Annotated in this window: 13 protein-coding genes; 7 read left to right on the top strand and 6 right to left on the bottom strand. The window is 70.7% G+C overall.

What is annotated here, in order from left to right; translation table 11 throughout:
• Positions 1-14: 14 nt before the first annotated feature.
• Positions 15-2708: an FG-GAP-like repeat-containing protein gene (locus ACWGIS_RS13830; RefSeq protein WP_453362610.1), complete on the top strand. Its 2694-nt coding sequence runs from the start codon at positions 15-17 to the stop codon at positions 2706-2708.
• 319 nt (positions 2709-3027) lie between these two features.
• Here the strand turns inward: ACWGIS_RS13830 and ACWGIS_RS13825 are convergent, their stop codons facing one another.
• Together ACWGIS_RS13825 and ACWGIS_RS13820 are read right to left on the bottom strand one after the other, a co-directional pair.
• Entirely contained in the window at positions 3028-4002 is a 975-nt protein-coding gene (locus ACWGIS_RS13825) for a DUF2690 domain-containing protein (RefSeq protein ID WP_453362609.1), read from the bottom strand.
• Positions 3999-4775: a peptidoglycan-binding protein gene (locus ACWGIS_RS13820; protein ID WP_453362608.1), complete on the bottom strand. Its 777-nt coding sequence runs from the start codon at positions 4773-4775 to the stop codon at positions 3999-4001. Before ACWGIS_RS13820 ends, ACWGIS_RS13825 begins: the two co-directional genes overlap by 4 nt.
• A 354-nt stretch (positions 4776-5129) precedes the next feature.
• Here ACWGIS_RS13820 and ACWGIS_RS13815 point away from each other — a divergent pair, with 354 nt between their 5' ends.
• Both ACWGIS_RS13815 and ACWGIS_RS13810 read left to right on the top strand, forming a co-directional pair.
• Positions 5130-5573 (top strand): peptidoglycan-binding domain-containing protein, encoded by a 444-nt coding sequence (locus tag ACWGIS_RS13815; protein WP_453362607.1) that lies wholly within the window; start codon positions 5130-5132, stop codon positions 5571-5573.
• Between the two features lie 208 nt (positions 5574-5781).
• On the top strand, positions 5782-7425 hold the full coding sequence (locus ACWGIS_RS13810) for a peptidoglycan-binding protein (protein ID WP_453362606.1): 1644 nt from the start codon (positions 5782-5784) through the stop codon (positions 7423-7425).
• 298 nt (positions 7426-7723) lie between these two features.
• On the opposite strand, the gene ku is transcribed toward ACWGIS_RS13810, so the two are convergent.
• Entirely contained in the window at positions 7724-8635 is a 912-nt protein-coding gene (gene ku / locus ACWGIS_RS13805) for a non-homologous end joining protein Ku (protein ID WP_453362605.1), read from the bottom strand.
• A 371-nt stretch (positions 8636-9006) separates the two neighbouring features.
• Between ku and ACWGIS_RS13800 the strand changes: the two genes are divergently transcribed.
• Positions 9007-10113 (top strand): PP2C family protein-serine/threonine phosphatase, encoded by a 1107-nt coding sequence (locus ACWGIS_RS13800; protein ID WP_453362604.1) that lies wholly within the window; start codon positions 9007-9009, stop codon positions 10111-10113.
• Positions 10114-10295: 182 nt separating this feature from the next.
• Here the strand turns inward: ACWGIS_RS13800 and ACWGIS_RS13795 are convergent, their stop codons facing one another.
• Positions 10296-11483: an MFS transporter gene (locus ACWGIS_RS13795; protein ID WP_453362603.1), complete on the bottom strand. Its 1188-nt coding sequence runs from the start codon at positions 11481-11483 to the stop codon at positions 10296-10298.
• Positions 11484-11571: 88 nt separating this feature from the next.
• Between ACWGIS_RS13795 and ACWGIS_RS13790 the strand changes: the two genes are divergently transcribed.
• Both ACWGIS_RS13790 and ACWGIS_RS13785 read left to right on the top strand, forming a co-directional pair.
• Positions 11572-12333, top strand: coding sequence for a DeoR/GlpR family DNA-binding transcription regulator (locus ACWGIS_RS13790; RefSeq protein ID WP_453362602.1), 762 nt, complete (start codon positions 11572-11574; stop codon positions 12331-12333).
• A 549-nt stretch (positions 12334-12882) separates the two neighbouring features.
• Positions 12883-13491, top strand: a complete 609-nt coding sequence (locus ACWGIS_RS13785; RefSeq protein WP_453362601.1) for a DUF4328 domain-containing protein — start codon at positions 12883-12885, stop codon at positions 13489-13491.
• A 68-nt stretch (positions 13492-13559) separates the two neighbouring features.
• Here ACWGIS_RS13785 and ACWGIS_RS13780 read toward each other — a convergent pair whose 3' ends face one another.
• Complete coding sequence (locus ACWGIS_RS13780) at positions 13560-14048, bottom strand: GNAT family N-acetyltransferase (RefSeq protein WP_453362600.1); 489 nt, start codon at positions 14046-14048, stop codon at positions 13560-13562.
• A gap of 321 nt (positions 14049-14369) precedes the next feature.
• The gene (locus ACWGIS_RS13775; protein ID WP_453362599.1) at positions 14370-14531 is read right to left on the bottom strand and encodes a hypothetical protein; all 162 of its coding nucleotides are present in this window, start codon (positions 14529-14531) and stop codon (positions 14370-14372) included.
• A 324-nt stretch (positions 14532-14855) separates the two neighbouring features.
• Here ACWGIS_RS13775 and ACWGIS_RS13770 point away from each other — a divergent pair, with 324 nt between their 5' ends.
• Complete coding sequence (locus ACWGIS_RS13770) at positions 14856-15209, top strand: antibiotic biosynthesis monooxygenase family protein (protein WP_453362598.1); 354 nt, start codon at positions 14856-14858, stop codon at positions 15207-15209.
• The last annotated feature ends 129 nt before the right edge of the window (positions 15210-15338 follow it).

Raw genomic sequence — 15338 nt, 5'->3', positions numbered from 1 at the left:
TAGGGGTGGGGCAGTTGAGCCGCAGGACGCACCATGCGTACAAACCGCTGAGTCTGAAGCGGAGAGCATGGCTGACCATCGGAGCGGTCGTGCTGGGTGGCGCGGGAGCCGTCACCTACGCCGTCGCCGATCCGACCGACAAGCCGGACGATCACGTCGCGGACCGCAAGCCGGCCGTGCACACGGTGAAGCTCAAGGACGAGGGGGCCGGCCGCAAGGGTCTGGCCAAGCAGGACAGCGAACGGTTCAGCGCGGTGCTGCTGACCTGGAGCGACCCTTCCGCGAAGGCGAAGGGCACGCCGGAGGTGCGCCACCGCGCGGTGGAGACAGGCCGGTGGTCGGGATGGCAGAAGCTGCCCGACGACCCGTTCTCGGCCGACGGCGAGGAGGGCCGGCGTGCCGAGGCACGTGGTGGCACCGCGTCGATCTGGACCGGTGACGCGGACGGCGTCGAGGTACGTGTGGTCGGTGCCGACGGCACGGCGGCCAAGGGGCAGCCGGCCGGCATGGACGTACGGCTGCTCGACCCCGGCTCGGACCCGCGGCAGGACAAGGAGCCGGCCGCGTACGCGCTTCCGGCGGACGGGACCTCGCCCCCGGCCACCGACGGGCCGGAACCCACGCCGACACCGACCGACTCGGCCCCCACCACGAGCGCGGAGCCGAGCGACTCGCCGCCGGCCTCGCCGCCCGCGTCTCCGTCCGCTTCGCCGTCCCGGTCCGCCTCGCCGTCGCCGTCGCCCACCCGCACCGTGCCCTCGCCACGCCCCTCGACGGTCGTGAAGCCTCCGATCATCACGCAGGCCCAGTGGGGCGCGTCGACCGACTACGACGGCACGCCGGAGTACGGGACCGAGATCAAGGCCGCCGTCGTCCACCACACCGGGGTCGACAGTGACAACAAGATTTCCTGCGGTCAGTCCGGCGCCCGGCTGCGCACCATCCAGCAGGAACACTTCGCGCGCGGCTACTTCGACCTCGGCTACAACTTCGTCGTCGACCGCTGCGGCCAGATCTTCGAGGGCCGCAGCGGCGGCGTCGAGCTGCCCGTCATCGGCGCGCACGACATCGGCTTCAACACCAACACGGTCGGCATCTCCTACCTGGGCAACTACGAGAGCGCCAAGCCGGCCAGGGCGGGCCTCGACGCCATCGCCCGCATCGTCGCCTGGAAGTTCGGGATGTACGGCGTCGACCCGACCGGCAAGGTCACGCTGACCTCCGGCAGCGACGCCGGCGTAGACGGCAACAAGATCGCGAAGGGCACCTCCATCACCCTGCCGCGCGTCTTCGGGCACCGGGACACCAACAACACGGCCTGCCCCGGCGCCAACCTGTACCCGAAGCTGTCGCGCATCGCCACGCTCGCCGCGACCCCGGGCATCTCCCACGCCCTCGCCACGACCGACTACAACCGCGACGGCATCAGCGACCTCGTCGCCGGTACGCCGAAGGTGTCCTCCGGTGCCGGTTCGCTCACCGTCGTGCCGGGCGGCCTCGACGGCCCGCTCGCGTCGAAGAAGGTGTCTCTCACGCAGAACAGCAGCGGCGTACCGGGCACGTCGGAGTCCGGCGACGGCTGGGGCACCTCCACCGCGTGGGGCGACGTCAACGGCGACGGGTACGCGGACCTCGCGGTCGGCGCCCCCGGCGAGGACGACACCAGCGGCAACGCCGACCGCGGTGCGGTCACCGTGCTCTACGGCCCTTCCCTCAACTCCGGTCTGTCCCACACCACTTCGACGGTCAAGGCGGCCGGCGCCAAGCTCGGCTCAGCGGTCACCGTCGGCGACTTCAACGCCGACGGCAAAGCGGACGTCTTCGCCGCGGGCACCGGCACGGGCGGCAACTGGAACGTCCGCCTGACCGGCGGCGCCACCCAGACCGGCACCCTCACCACCTCGACGAGCGGTGTCGCCCACGAGGACGCCGCGACCGGCGACTTCAACCGGGACGGCTACGCGGACGTGGCCCTCAACTACCGTGACGCGGGCGCCACGGGCCGCGTCACCTGGTTCAAGGGCGGCGCGACGGGCCTGACGAAGGTCTCCACGATCACGGTCAAGGGCGGCCGCTCCATCGCCGCCGGCGACATCAACGGCAACGGCTACGACGACATCGTCATCGGCCAGCCGTACGCCACCGAGTCCGGCGCGGTCTCCGGCGGTCAGGTCACGATGGTTCCCGGCACGTCCACCGGGTTCACCACCACCGGCCTGGTGACGATCCATCAGGACACCACGGGCGTCCCGGGCGGCAATGAGTCGGGCGACGCGATGGGCGCCTCCGTGTCCATCGGTGACTTCAACGCCGACGGATACCCGGACGTCCTCGCCGGTCTTCCGAACGAGGACATCACCCGCGACTCCGTCAACCGCTCCAACGCGGGCCAGGTCCTGCTCCTCAAGGGCGGCTCGGCCGGCCTCACCGGCAGCGGCGCGCTCGCCTACTCGCAGGACTCCAGCGGCGTCCCGGGCTCCACGGAGACCGACGACAAGCTGGGCTCCGCCGTCACGCTGACCGACCTCTCCGGCTACGGCCGCGCGGACCTCACGATCGGCGCCGAGGGCGAGGACACGGGCAACGGCACACTGCTCCACCTGCCCAGCGGAAGCACCGGGGTCTCCCTCTCCGACGTCCTCTACCTGGGCACGAGCCAACTGGGCGTCCCGGCGGCGGCCCGCCTCGGGCAGGTCGTCACCCCGTAGGTGTCGGGGCGGCGGCTCGCCGTGAGAAGTGCGAGGGGTCTCGGTCATCGCGCCCGGGACCCTCGCACCCGCCCGGCACGCCGCTCCGGCTCGCCCGGAACCGGACGACGCACGTGAACGACGAACGGCCGAGACCCTGTGCAGCCGACAGGGTCTCGGCCCTTCGCCTGTCCGGGGCCCGCCGGATCGCAACCCTTCTTCCGTATCGGGACCGCGCCGTTCCCGGGCCTCCGCTGACACCCCGCGCTTCGCCTTGAGGTGAGCGCAGCAAGGGGACGCCCCGGCGCCCGTCCTGAGTCACAGGCATGGCGCCGGGCGCTCAAGTTCCGGAGAGAGCCTTGTCCGTGCGCGTCGTGAAGCACTCCGTCGTATCACCGGTGCTGGGCGTGAAGCAGGCCCGGACGGACGTGCCGGGGCCCACCACGCTCATGAGGGTGTGGACGTACGTGTTCGCCTCGTCGCTGCTGTTGACCCGGACGGCGCGCAGGGATTCCTTCCGTCCGGCCTCCCTGAGCTCGACACGGTCACCCACCTCGGCGCCCCACATCCGCGCCCAGCTCGTCCCGCACTCCTGGCTGTAGCGGATCTGGATCCAGGCGCCCGTGTCGGTCTCGTGCTCGGTGAGCGTCAAAGGGTTGGCGGCGCATTTCGTCGTGATCGGGTCCTTGTTCTGACAGGCGGTGTGCCGGCAGAGCGCCCCGGTGGCCGAGGGAGGAGTGGCGGCCGGTGACGTCAACTTGCCTTCAAAAGAAGGGAAATGGACGAGAACGAGGATAGCCACGACCACCACGGCGCAGACCGCGGCAAGAGCGGTGAGGACCGCGAGGCGCCGGTGCCTCGCCGAGTCGCCGCGGGTGCGATCGACGCCGTCGGGGCCTGTCGGACTCGGGCCCGCGTCAGGCGGGAGTGTCTGGGAAGGGCCGATGTCGCTCTCGGGTGCCCCGCTTCGGGCGGTGTCGGCCGACGCGAGGTCCGTCGCCGGTGTGTCCGTCCGGGGCCCCTTGTCCTGCCGAGCCGGTGTTCCCCGCGTCGGGCCGCTGGACGGGGTGCGGTCCGTCCGTGCGATGTCGAGCAGTGCCAGGGGATGGTCGGCGGGCTCCCCGGCGAGATCGCACAGCTCTTTGACGGCGCTGCGGGGTGGGAGGCTCTTGCCGTTGAGGTAACGGTCCCAGGACGACTTGCTGAAGGTGGTCGCCTGCGCGAGCTGCGCCAGACTCAGGCCGGTACCCGCCCTCAACTGCCGGAGGACGACGGCCAGTCGAGCGCCCGACGGCGAGGGGGCGCCCGGTGTCATCCGCGCAACGCCTTCCAGGAGCGCGGACCCAGCATGCCGTCGGCGTCAAGGCCCTCGCGCCGCTGGAAGGTTTTGACCGCCCGTAGCGTCAGCGGGCCGAACATCCCGTCGATCCCGCCGGGTGAGATGCCGGCCCGGCGCAGCAGACACTGCGCCTCGGCGACGTCGGCGCCCGAGGAGCCGTAGAAGATCTCGGTGTTCCGGCCCTTGTTGAGGCCTGCTGACCAGCGGCCCTCGACGCGGCTGACGCGGCAGGAGTAGGAAGGCGGCGAGGAGGCCGCGCTGGTGCCGGGCGACGCGGCGACGGGTGTCGCGGTCCCGCCCGCGTCGTGGCGCAGCACGAGCAGCAGCGCCACCGAGAGGGCCACGACCAGGACGCCGAGGCTCGCGGTGAGGGCCACGAGAGGGGAGCGTCCGGGAGCCGGCCCGGTGGCGAGGGGGGTCGTGAGCGTGATCGGGGGGATCGGCGGCCCGGCCTGCGGCTCCGTCGCGTTCTCCGAGTGCTCCGGCTCCTGCACGCGTTCCGGAAGCTCTTCCCGTTCCTCGTCCTGCTTCCGGGTCGTGAGCCCGGGCTCCAGGACGGCGTCGGCACGGCGGCTGTCCCAGACGTCGACGGCGACCTCGTGCAGCGCGACCAGGGGAACAGGGTCGGTGCCGGTGGTCCGAGCCAGCGCCTCCACTGCCTCTCTGGGCGGGAGCGACGTACCTCCGAGGTACCTCTCCCACGATTTGGCGCTGTAGCCGGTTCGGGCGGCCAGGTGCCGCATGGTCATTTCTTCGCGGTCCTTCAGTTGGCGTAACCGTTCCACCAACTGCTGTGCGCAAGGGTCGAGTTCAGCGGGCAGCGCTTTGTAGCGCGGCATGTTTCCCCCAAAGCGGTCATGAGCGTGAAACAGCGGCCCCCTCCGCTGCTGCGCATTCTGCATGAGCCCGCCACATCTGTCACAGGAGTCCCGCACGGCCGTCCCGTCGGGCCCTGTCGCCGCAGGTCAGCGGGCTGGTCGTCCCGGAAGACCGCCACCTGTCCCGTAGCCGTGGCCTTCGCACCGGGGCGCCCGGCACCTTGGGTCTCGCCACCTGCTCCCCTGGCGGAGCAGGTGCCCACCCCACAACCGAAAGAGGAACGCATGCGACCGAACGCTCTGGGCAGGACCATCGCCGGCCTCGTCGCCGTCGCCGGCCTCGCCGCCGGCACCGTGGCGACCGCGGGCACCAGCTTCGCGGCGACCGCGGCCACCACGCAGACGGCGGCCGCGCAGCCCGCCGCCGTCGCCGCGACGCAGAACTTCGGTCTGACCGCGGCCGAGGCCAAGAACGTCCAGGAGTTCCTCGCCGAGTACTGGGGCTACACCGGCGCCCTCGACGGTCAGCTGGGCACCAACAGCTGGAAGGCCTTCCAGCGCTGCCTCGCGACGTACTGGGGCTACACCGGCGCCATCGACGGGGACCCCGGCACCAACACCATCAAGGCGCTGCAGCGTCTGCTGAAGGACGACTACGGCTACACCGGGGCGATCGACGGCATCGCCGGCGCGGGCACCCGGGCCGCGTTCAAGCGCTTCGCCGCCTGACCGGTTCGCCCCGCCCGACCGGTTGACTCCGCCTGACCGGTTCGGTCCCGCCTGACCGCTCCGACCGGCCCGTTCGCGCCGACGATCGGGCCGGCCGGACCGGCAGTGGCCACCGCGTGACCGCCCCCGGCCTGTCCTGCACGGCGAGGACAGACCGGGGGATGCGTGTCTCCGCCCCTCGTCCGCACCGAAGGAGCACCTCCCCGCCATGCCCAGACCCGCATTCCTCGTTCGCGCCGAAGACGAGAACCCACGCCGCCGGGACCCGCACCGCAGCGGAACGAGGTGGCGCATCCGCATCGGGACGCTCGCCGCCACCGCGGCGATGGTCTCGGCCGGCATCGTGCTCGGAGCCGGTCCTGCCGTAGCGGCGCCGGCTCCGATCAGACTGACCTCCGCGTCCTGCCCGAGCGAGATCGCGCAAGGCCAGACGAGCGGCTGCGTCACGGAGTTGCAGAACCTGCTCAACGCGCACGGCGCCGCTCTGGTGGTGGACGGCCAGTTCGGATCGAGCACGCTCTACGCCGTCCGTGAGTACCAGGCCGCCACCGCCATCGCCGTGGACGGGCGCGTGGGCCCCGCCACCAAGAGCAAGCTGTACGCGACCGGAGGCTCGGCACCCGCCCCCGTCAACCTGCAGTCCTCCTCGTGCCCCGCGAACCTCGTCCAGGGAGACAAGGGCGGATGCGTCAGCGAGCTCCAGCGGCTGCTGCGCCACCACGGCTACGCGGTCGACGTGGACGGTGACTTCGGCGCCGGGACGGCGAGCGCCGTCCGGAGCTTCCAGTCCTCCCGCGGTCTGACGGCCGACGGCCAGGTCGGCACGAACACCAAGCGCGCGCTGTACGACACGGACGAAGCACCGTCGACGAGCCTGGACCTGAGGTCCGCGTCCTGCCCGCAGAACATCGTGGAGGGGCAGAGCGGCGGTTGCGTCGCCACGCTGCAGGCGCTGCTGAACGGCAAGGGCCGGAGCGTCGACGTCGACGGCAGCTTCGGCCCCGCGACCCTGGCGGCCGTCAAGGCGTTCCAGTCCGCCAGCGGCCTCACCGCCGACGGCCAGGTCGGACCCAACACCAAGACCGCCCTGTACTCCAACATCGGCGGGGGTGGCGGCAACGGCGCGCCCGCGCCGGTCAGTCTGACCTCCGCCTCCTGCCCGAACGAGATCGTGCAGGGCCAACACAGCGGCTGTGTGACGGAGTTGCAGAGCCTGCTCAACCACCATGGCGCGGATCTCGCCGTCGACGGCGACTTCGGCGCACTCACCGACAGCGCGGTCAGGGACTTCCAGGCCGAGAAGGGCCTCTCGGTCGACGGCCGCGTAGGACCCGGCACCAAGGCCGCTCTGTACGGCACGGTCACCCCGCCGTCGTCCCCTCCGCCCGGTGGGGGCTACGGAAAGATCCTCGACGTGGCCGATGCCGAGGTGGGCACGGTCGAGGGCAGCGCCCGTGCGAACAGCTACGGCGCATCCGTGGGTCTGTCACTGTCCACCAGCAACTACGCCTGGTGTGCGACCTTCGTGAGCTGGGTGGCCAAGCAGACCGGGGCCAGTTCCTACCGCAACTCCTACGTCTCGGGCTGGGTCAAGCAGGCGCGGGCCGGCAACTACCACCTGTCGGTCACGACCAGCCCGCAGCCAGGTGACATCGTGGCCTTCGACTGGGACGGCGGTAGCGACTTCACCGGCGGCAACGAGCACATAGGCATCGTGCGGACGGTGTCCGGGGCGTCCTTCACCACCGTCGAGGGCAACACGACCAACCCCAACGGCGGCAGCGACGGCGTCTACGTCAAGTCCCGTACGACGAACAGCAGTTACGACGTGGTCTTCATCCGGGTGCGGTAGGCGGACCTGGCCGGCTTCTGGACGGGGCCGGGGCGTGGCGGTCATGGTGCCCGTCCGGGACGTCCGCCGCGCATTCGGCGAGCTGCGCGTGCTGGGACGCTGCCCGCGACAGACGGCCGCCGCGGGGGTGACCGGCGTGCCGTGCGGTGCCGGCCCCGGTCATGGCCGAGATGGGGCCGTGCCCGGTGGCGGCCATGCCCGGTATGGGCCAACTGCGCACTGCGACGCGCCCCGGCGAAGCGCCGCGTCTAACCTGAGGTCGTGGGGCCGGAACCCCGAGCCCGGCCCCACACCCGACTCACGCGCTGCGGCGGGACTTCTTCGCCGGAGCCTTCTTCGCGGCCGTCTTCTTGGCGGGCGCCTTCGTCGTCTTCTTGGCCGCGGTCTTCTTGGCGGGCATCTCGTGAACGGTGGCGTCCTCGCCCTCGCCGCGGGCCTCCTTGGCCTTGCTGACGGAGGCCTGCAACGCCGCCATCAGGTCCATGACCTTGCCTGCGGGCTCCTTCTCCTCGGGCAGCTGCGGAGGCGCCTTGCCCTCCGCCTTCGCCTCGATGACCTGCTCCAGCGCCTCGCGGTACTCGTCGTGGAACTCGCCGATGTCCCGCTCGCCGATCACGTCCATCAGCGCCACGGCTTCCTGCAACTCCTGCTCGGAGATCTCCACCGGCTTCGGCGCGAGTTCCTGCGGTGAGCGGACCTCGTCCGGCCAGTACATGGTCTGCAGGGCGATCACTCCGTCGCCGACGACGCGCAGCTGGCCCAGGCGCTCCCGGCCGTGCCAGGCCATCTTGATGATCGCGACCTTGTCCGTACGTTCGAGGGCCTTGCTCAAGAGCTTGTACGGCTTGGCGGCGACCTGGCCGTCGTACTGCAGGTAGTAGCTGTCCCCCAGCCGCACGGCGTCGATACGCTCCGCGGGGACGAAGGCCACCACGTCGATCGCCTTCGCGGTGGGCAGCGGCATCTCCCGCAGCTCCTCGTCCGCGACGGGGACGATCGTGTCCTTGGTGAGCTCGTAGCCCTTGCCGATCTCGTCCTCGGTGAGCACCTGGCCGTCCAGCTCGCACACCTTGCGGTAGCGCACCCGGGACAGGTCCTCCAGGTGGATCTGACGGAACGAGATCGAGTGGTTCTCGGCCACGCTGATCACCTTGACCGGAATGGTGACCAGCCCGAAAGAGATCGCACCGGACCACAGAGGACGGGGCATGACCAACCTCCAAAGGGTGCCCTGAGAACACCGACTGCGGGACCTCGGACCAGGTGGGCGGATGTCAGGCCCGCCACCGAAGCGGTCGCTCGGCCACGTGCGCGGGACGCGCGCGTCGGAAGAGTCACTCGTTCCGGTGCCGCCAGGTCTGAGCGCTTCCGCGCACCCCCTCACGGTAGAGCCGTGGGCCTGCGGGCGCGCGTCCTGGTCGTACACGGGGGTGTACAGGTCTGTCCGATGCTGTGTGAGCGTCCGCCGTCCGGGCGGAGGCCACTTCGGCCCGAGTGCGTCGAAACACCACCGTTGGGCCACCGCGCGCCCGTCTCCGCCTGAGCGAGCGGATCACGCGCGGTTAGGTGTAGAGAGGAGTCATGTCGCCAGGTCTCGACGGATTTCGCCGGCCGATGCGAGCGGGCCGGGCACTGGTCGCCATCCCGATCGCGTGGATCGTCATGGTGTCCGTGATCGACGTCCTCGCGCCGCCCGACATCCACCTGGGGCCACTGCTCGTCGCCGCCCCGGCGATCACCTCCTCGTTCGGCGGGCCTCGGACCGTGGGGCTCATTGCGGCGCTGGCGGTGATCGCGCAGACGATCATCGGGGTGCTGCGCGATCCCGACGAGTTGCTCTCCGCCAATCACCAGGCTCAGGTCATCGCCCTGATCCTGGTGGGTGCGAGCCTCGTCCTGTTCTGCGTGGTGCGTGAGCGGCGCGCGGCAGAGCTGACGCAAGTCCGGTACGTGTCCGAGACCGCCCAGCGTGTGGTCCTGCCCCCGCTGCCCGCCCGGCTGGGTCCGCTGCGCGCCGCCTCCCTCTACCTCGCCGCGGAGGCCGAGGCACGGATCGGCGGTGACCTCTACGCGGCGGCGCGCACCACGTCCGGCACCCGGCTGATCGTCGGTGACGTGCGGGGCAAGGGGATGACGGCGGTCAGCGATGCCGCACTGCTGCTCGGGGCGTTCCGGGTCGCGGCCCACCGCGAGGCGAGTCTGGGCGAGCTGGTGGCCTACCTCGACCGCAGTGTGTGCTGGGACCTGATGGAGCCGGGTGAGGCGGGCCACTACGGGGAAACGTTCATCACCGCGACCGTCCTCGACATCCCCGACCGGGGCGGCCACGTCGAGATGGTCTCGTGCGGCCACCCTCCGCCCATCGTCCTGCGCGAGGGCCGGCCGACGACGATGAACGCCCGTCATCCCGCTCCTCCGCTCGGGCTGGGCGAACTGACGGACCCGAGCTACCACGTGGAGAGCTTCCCGTTCCTCCCGGGGGACCTGTTGTTGCTGTACACGGATGGCGTCACCGAGGCCCGCGACTCCGGCGGCACCTTCTACCCGCTCGCCGAGCGCCTCACCGGCTGGACCGAGAGCGATCCCGACGGCTTCCTCGGCCGCTTCCGGCGCGACCTGCTGCGCCACGTCGGCGGACACCTTGACGACGACGCCGCCATGATCGCCATCGAGCGCCCGGCGATGTAGGGGCGTGGCGGCATGCCGGGCCGCCATGTAGGGGCGCGACGGCATGTCGGTCACATGGTCGCGCCGCCGGTCTGGAGCCGGGGCGGAGCGGTCGCGTCCGTCCCAGCCGGCCCGGATGCGCAGGGGCGGAGTCCGTGGCCGGCGGCAGCGGCGGAACGTCGAAAGCGGCAGGGGAAGCGCGGTCAGGACGTCAGCTCGACCGTGCGGGGCCGGTCCGGAGCGGGCCGCAGGACACCGGCCGCCGCGGCGGCGGTCGCGCAGAACAGCGTGAGCAGCAGGAACGTGTGATTGAGGGCCGTCACCCGGGTCAGCCAGCCGATGACGGCGGGGCCTGCGAGCATGCCGATGTAGCCGAGGCCGGCGACCCGGGAGACGTTGGTGCCCGCGGCCGCGGGGTCGGCGTGCCCCGCGGCGCTGAACAGTTGTGGGATACAGCCGGACAGACCGAGGCCGAACAGCGCCCACCCGGTCAGCGCCGCCCAGATCCACGGCGAGAGGGCCACGACCGTGATGCCGACGGCGGCCAGAGCCGCGCCGTACCGCAGCACGGCCACCGGCCCGAACCGTGCGGCTGTCCGGTCAGCGAGGAGCCTGCCCGCGGTCATGGCGGCCGCGTAGGTCCCGTAGGCGAAGGCCGCGGTGCTCTCCGGTGCGTCCAGAACGGTCTTGAGGTGCAGGACGCTCCAGTCGTTTGCGGCTCCCTCGCACAGCATGACCAGCAGGGCCAGGACGGCCAGCAGCCAGATCCGGGAGGCGACGGCGCGCTTCTTTCCCGTGGTGCGGCCCTCGGCATCGTCCACCGGGTCTGCCGAGGCAGCCGGCAGAAGCGCGCGGGCCGACACCAACGCGGTGATGACGCCGATGCCCGCGGCGGTGCCCAGTGTCATGGCCGGACCCCAGCCGACCCCGACGGCCGCGGCACCGGCGAGCGCGGCCAGGACGCCGCCGACGGAGAACGTGGCGTGGAAGGCCGACATGACAGGCCGCCCGTACGCCTTCTCCACCTGTACGGCATGCGCGTTCATGCTGACGTCGAGCGTGCCGTTTCCGAAGCCGAAGAGCAGCAGGGCGGCGCCGAGCGTCCATGGCCGTTCGGCGAGGCCGGGCAGCAGCAGGGTCGCGCTGCACAGCACTCCGGCCAGGGGCACGACGGAGCGCGTGCCGAGCCGGTCGGACAGACGCCCGCCGACCTGCATGCCGACGAACGCCCCGGCCCCCAGCAGCACCAGGAATCCGCCCAGAGCAGCGTGGCTGATGCCCACACGCTCTTCGATGGCCGGGATCTGTACCACCCACATGCCGAGCAACATGCCGTTGAGCACGAAATAGACAAAGGTGACAACGCGGGATGCGCGCAGCGCTCGTTCCATGCGCCCACCATAACGAACAGTTGCCATGTTCGAAAGCCGTCATTTCAAACACCTTCAATGTTCGTTATGAGTGGTGTTGAATGCAGGCATGAGCACCGTGCAGCGGCACCGACTGATCACGCAGGCCGTCCAGGAGGCGGGCACGGCCACAGTCACCGCGCTGGCCGCCCTGACGGGTGCGTCGGAGATGACCATCCGACGGGATCTGGACCAGCTGGCCGCACAGGGTGTCCTCGAACGGTTCCGCGGCGGCGCGCGCGCCCTCCTCCTGCGAGGGGACGAGCCTCCCTTCGCGCTGCGGGCCCACGAAGCCGTCGACGCCAAACGCCGGATCGCGGCGGAGGTGGCGTCGCTCATCGCCGACGGCGAGACCGTCCTTCTCGACAGCGGCACGACCTGTCTCGAAGTCGCGCGCCTGCTGCACGGACGGCAGGTCACCGTGATGCCGCTGTCGCTGCAAGCCATCCACCTCCTCGGTGACGCCCCCGAACCGACCTCGCTCCTGGTACCCGGCGGCCGGCCGCGCCCCGGCGAGGGAACCCTCACCGGCCCCCTCACCCTCGCCTCCCTCTCGGCGCTGCGCTTCGACACCGCCGTCCTGGGCTGCTGCGGCCTGAGCGCCGAAGACGGCATGACCGCGTACGACCTCGACGAGGCCGCCGTGAAGAAGGCGGCCATCACCTCGTCCCGCCGCGTCATCGCCGCCGCCGACGGCAGCAAACTCGGCCGCACCGCCCACGCCCATGTCGGCGCATCCGCCCTGGTCCACACTCTCGTCACCGACAGCACAGCGCCGACCGACGAGATCGCCGCACTTGAGGCGACCGGCACCATGCTCAAGATCGTTTGACTGTCGGGCACTCAGGCGGGCGCGCTGCGGCGGAGAACCCGGATCGGGCCGTCCGGTGCGAGGGACTCGCCGTGGTCCGGATCCGGGGTCGGGTTCGGGTCCGGGTTCGGGTTCAGGTCCGGGTTCGGGTCCGGGTTCGGGTTCGGGTCCGGGTTCGGTCCGAGTTCGCGTTGGGGTCCGGGTTCGGTCCGAGTTCGCGTTGGGGTCCGGGTTCGCGTTCGGGTCCGGGTTCGCGTTCGGGTCCGGGTCCGTGTTCGGCGACACGGCTGCGCGAACAGGGCGGGCGCGCACAGGGCACTGAGCAGCGGATCTTTATTGACGGCGCCATGGACGGCGCCGTCAAGGGCGACGTATCGTGCGTCAGTCGCGTGATCTTTCCGCGGCCATTCGCGTATCACGCCCGTGGGGGGCCACACCACTATGTCCGCAGTTGATGGATCGCGCCCGGAACCGGCATCGCCGGCTTGGGCACCGCTTGCCTCGTTCAGCGTCCTGGCCTGCCTGATGGCCGGCCTCGTCCTCGCCGCCGCCTGTGACATCTTGAGTCTGGTGGCCTGCTTGCGGCTCAAGTCGGCGATCGGAACGGACGGCGGGTTCACCGCGGCCCCGAGTGGCGGCTTCGACTCGGCCGTGGCGCTCTACGACACGGCCGCCCGGTACCAGGTCATGGTGTACCTGCCGTGCGTGATCGTCTTCGTCGTCTGGTTCCTCCACATGCGTCGCAAGACGGAGCCCTTGGGCCCGGACCGTTTCCGCAACGGACCGAGCTGGGCCGTCTGGGCCTGGTTCGTCCCGCTGGCCAACCTGTGGATGCCGCACCGCGTGGCAGCGGACATGTGGACCGCAGCCACGCCGCTCCCACGCGACGGCGAACCGTACGTCTCTCGTCTGTGGCCGGTACACCTGTGGTGGACCCTGTTCCTGGCCAGCGGCCTGTTCACCCGTGTCGCCGCCTACAAGTACAAGCACGCCACGACGCTCGCCGAGGTCAGCTCCGGGGTGACTCAGGACATGGTCTCCGATGTGCTGCACCTCGCGGCCGCCGCAGCCGCCGCGTACTTCGCCTACCGCCTGACCGTCATGCAGCGGACCAAGGCGGCGGAAGGCCCTTTCGGCCGAACTCCTCTGCAAAGCCACGCGACACAGGGCACGGTATGAGCCCGGCCACCGCGCCGACACCGGAGAAGCGACGCGTTCACCGGGACAGACCGCGAAGGTGACTGTGCCTACGCGAGTCTCTTCCGCATCACCGTGCAGACCGTCTCGTAGCGGTGCAGCGAGCCATCAGGGCTCTGCTGGTCCCACGAGTCGCGCCGGCGGTCGTACGCGACATAGCCCAGGCGTTCGTAGAGCGCGCGGGCCCGGGGATTGCTTTCCTCCACCGCGAGTTCGGCCTGGCGCAGACCGCGGTCCCTGATCCGTGCTTCGGCGGCTTCGATCAGGAGCGTGCCGATCCCGCACGATTGCAGTGCGGGGTGGACCGCGAGCTGCCACAGTGTGCCGACGCCGTCCTTGACGCGGTAGTCGATGCCGCCCTTCGCCACGGGGATGTCGGTGGCGGGGCAGACCGCAAGGTAGTCGACCTCGCCGAGCCGGACACGCGCCAACTGCTCGGCGACGCGGGCCAGGTGGTGTTCTGACCCGGCCCAGCCGCACACCGACAGGTCCGCGTACACAAAGTCACGGACCGACAGCCGCAGAACGACACTGCTCATCTCCAGTACCTCCGGTGAGCCAGCTTCCACGCCGATCAGACCGAGCGCCACGCCATTTCGCGGGCGCGCGGTCCTGACTAACCGTCACATGGCGACAGCAACAGGTCGGGATGAAAACTGCGAACACAGCGCGGTGAGTACACGGGCGAACCTAGTCCAGAAGCAGAGCGGCCAAGCGTGGCAGGCGGCGAGTCATCTCGCCTCGGTCGTCGAAGTCGAAACTCGGTCCAGGACCTCGTCAGCGCGACAACGACCGTGAGGCGAGCTATACCGCCTGGACACTCGGCCATTACAGCCCTTGGCGATCGCCCCCGGTCGACGCTAGAAGGGCCCCGAGTTCTGCCGCGCGGCGTTCGCCGTGGCCACTCCCTGGGCGAGGCCCTGCTCCGCCGCGGCGCCCTCCAGCGCTCCCCGCTCCCCCGACCCGCCTCTGCGGCGCAGAACGACCAGGCACGCGACGGCCACGGCCACGAAGAGGACCACAGCGCCAACTATGAGGATCGTGCTTACCCGTGTGTCCGAAGGAGCCATCCAAGAGCACCTCGTCGGGCACCATCATCTCCCGCCGACCGGGCGGGCGATAGCCCGGTGAGCAGCGAGTGCCTCGATGCCCGCCTTGCCGATGAACGCGCAAGGGTCCCGCTTGTGGCCGTGCGACGCATGTACCGTCACCGCGCCGCCGACCCAGCCGTGGCGCGGTCCCACAAAGGGGAGTTCGGACGGCTTGGGTCAAGAGTCCGATCCCTCATGTCTCCCTTCGGGTAAAGACGCTGGATCACGGTGCGCAACCCGCCTTACGGTGACGTCATGAGCGATCACCAGGAAGCGCCTGTCGTGCCCGTCGAGGCATTCGAACCCCCCTACTACGTCGCGGTTTTCACTACCGTGCGGACCCAGGACCAGAGCGGCTACGGCGACACCAACGCGCGCATGGAGGAGCTGGTGAAGGACGTTCCCGGGTTCCTGGGCATGGACCACGCGCAGACTCCCGGCGGGCTGGGCATCACCGTCGGGTACTTCCGCGACGCCGACGCCCTCACCCAGTGGCGGACCGACGCCGAGCACCGCGCGGCGCAGAAGCGCGGGCGGGCCGAGTGGTACGAGAGCTACACCCTGCACGTGGCGAAGGTGGAGCGGAGCCACGGGTTCAGGCGAGCGTAGGGCGCGGTCGTCCGACAGCAGGACCTTCGCGGCGTCCGGGCCCTGACCGGGCCCCGTCGGCGTGAAGGCAAGGGGGTGAATCCGCAGGTTCGTGTGGTGATGTGGAGAGCGTGCGGTCGATCCACAGGT

It is taken from the genome of Streptomyces sp. NPDC054842 (assembly GCF_053611025.1).
Note: the sequence above shows the minus strand (reverse complement) of the source record. Positions and strands in the feature narration are given on the sequence as shown.

Excerpts from the sequence above, each read along its gene's own strand:
- ACWGIS_RS13770 (WP_453362598.1), top strand. The coding sequence starts at position 14,856 with ATGAGCGATCACCAGGAAGCGCCTGTCGTGCCCGTCGAGGCATTCGAA.
- ACWGIS_RS13790 (WP_453362602.1), top strand. The coding sequence starts at position 11,572 with ATGAGCACCGTGCAGCGGCACCGACTGATCACGCAGGCCGTCCAGGAG.
- ACWGIS_RS13825 (WP_453362609.1), bottom strand. The coding sequence starts at position 4,002 with ATGACACCGGGCGCCCCCTCGCCGTCGGGCGCTCGACTGGCCGTCGTC.
- ACWGIS_RS13815 (WP_453362607.1), top strand. The coding sequence starts at position 5,130 with ATGCGACCGAACGCTCTGGGCAGGACCATCGCCGGCCTCGTCGCCGTC.
- ACWGIS_RS13800 (WP_453362604.1), top strand. The coding sequence starts at position 9,007 with ATGTCGCCAGGTCTCGACGGATTTCGCCGGCCGATGCGAGCGGGCCGG.
- ACWGIS_RS13780 (WP_453362600.1), bottom strand. The coding sequence starts at position 14,048 with ATGAGCAGTGTCGTTCTGCGGCTGTCGGTCCGTGACTTTGTGTACGCG.
- ACWGIS_RS13795 (WP_453362603.1), bottom strand. The coding sequence starts at position 11,483 with ATGGAACGAGCGCTGCGCGCATCCCGCGTTGTCACCTTTGTCTATTTC.
- ACWGIS_RS13820 (WP_453362608.1), bottom strand. The coding sequence starts at position 4,775 with ATGACCATGCGGCACCTGGCCGCCCGAACCGGCTACAGCGCCAAATCG.
- ACWGIS_RS13810 (WP_453362606.1), top strand. The coding sequence starts at position 5,782 with ATGCCCAGACCCGCATTCCTCGTTCGCGCCGAAGACGAGAACCCACGC.
- ku (WP_453362605.1), bottom strand. The coding sequence starts at position 8,635 with ATGCCCCGTCCTCTGTGGTCCGGTGCGATCTCTTTCGGGCTGGTCACC.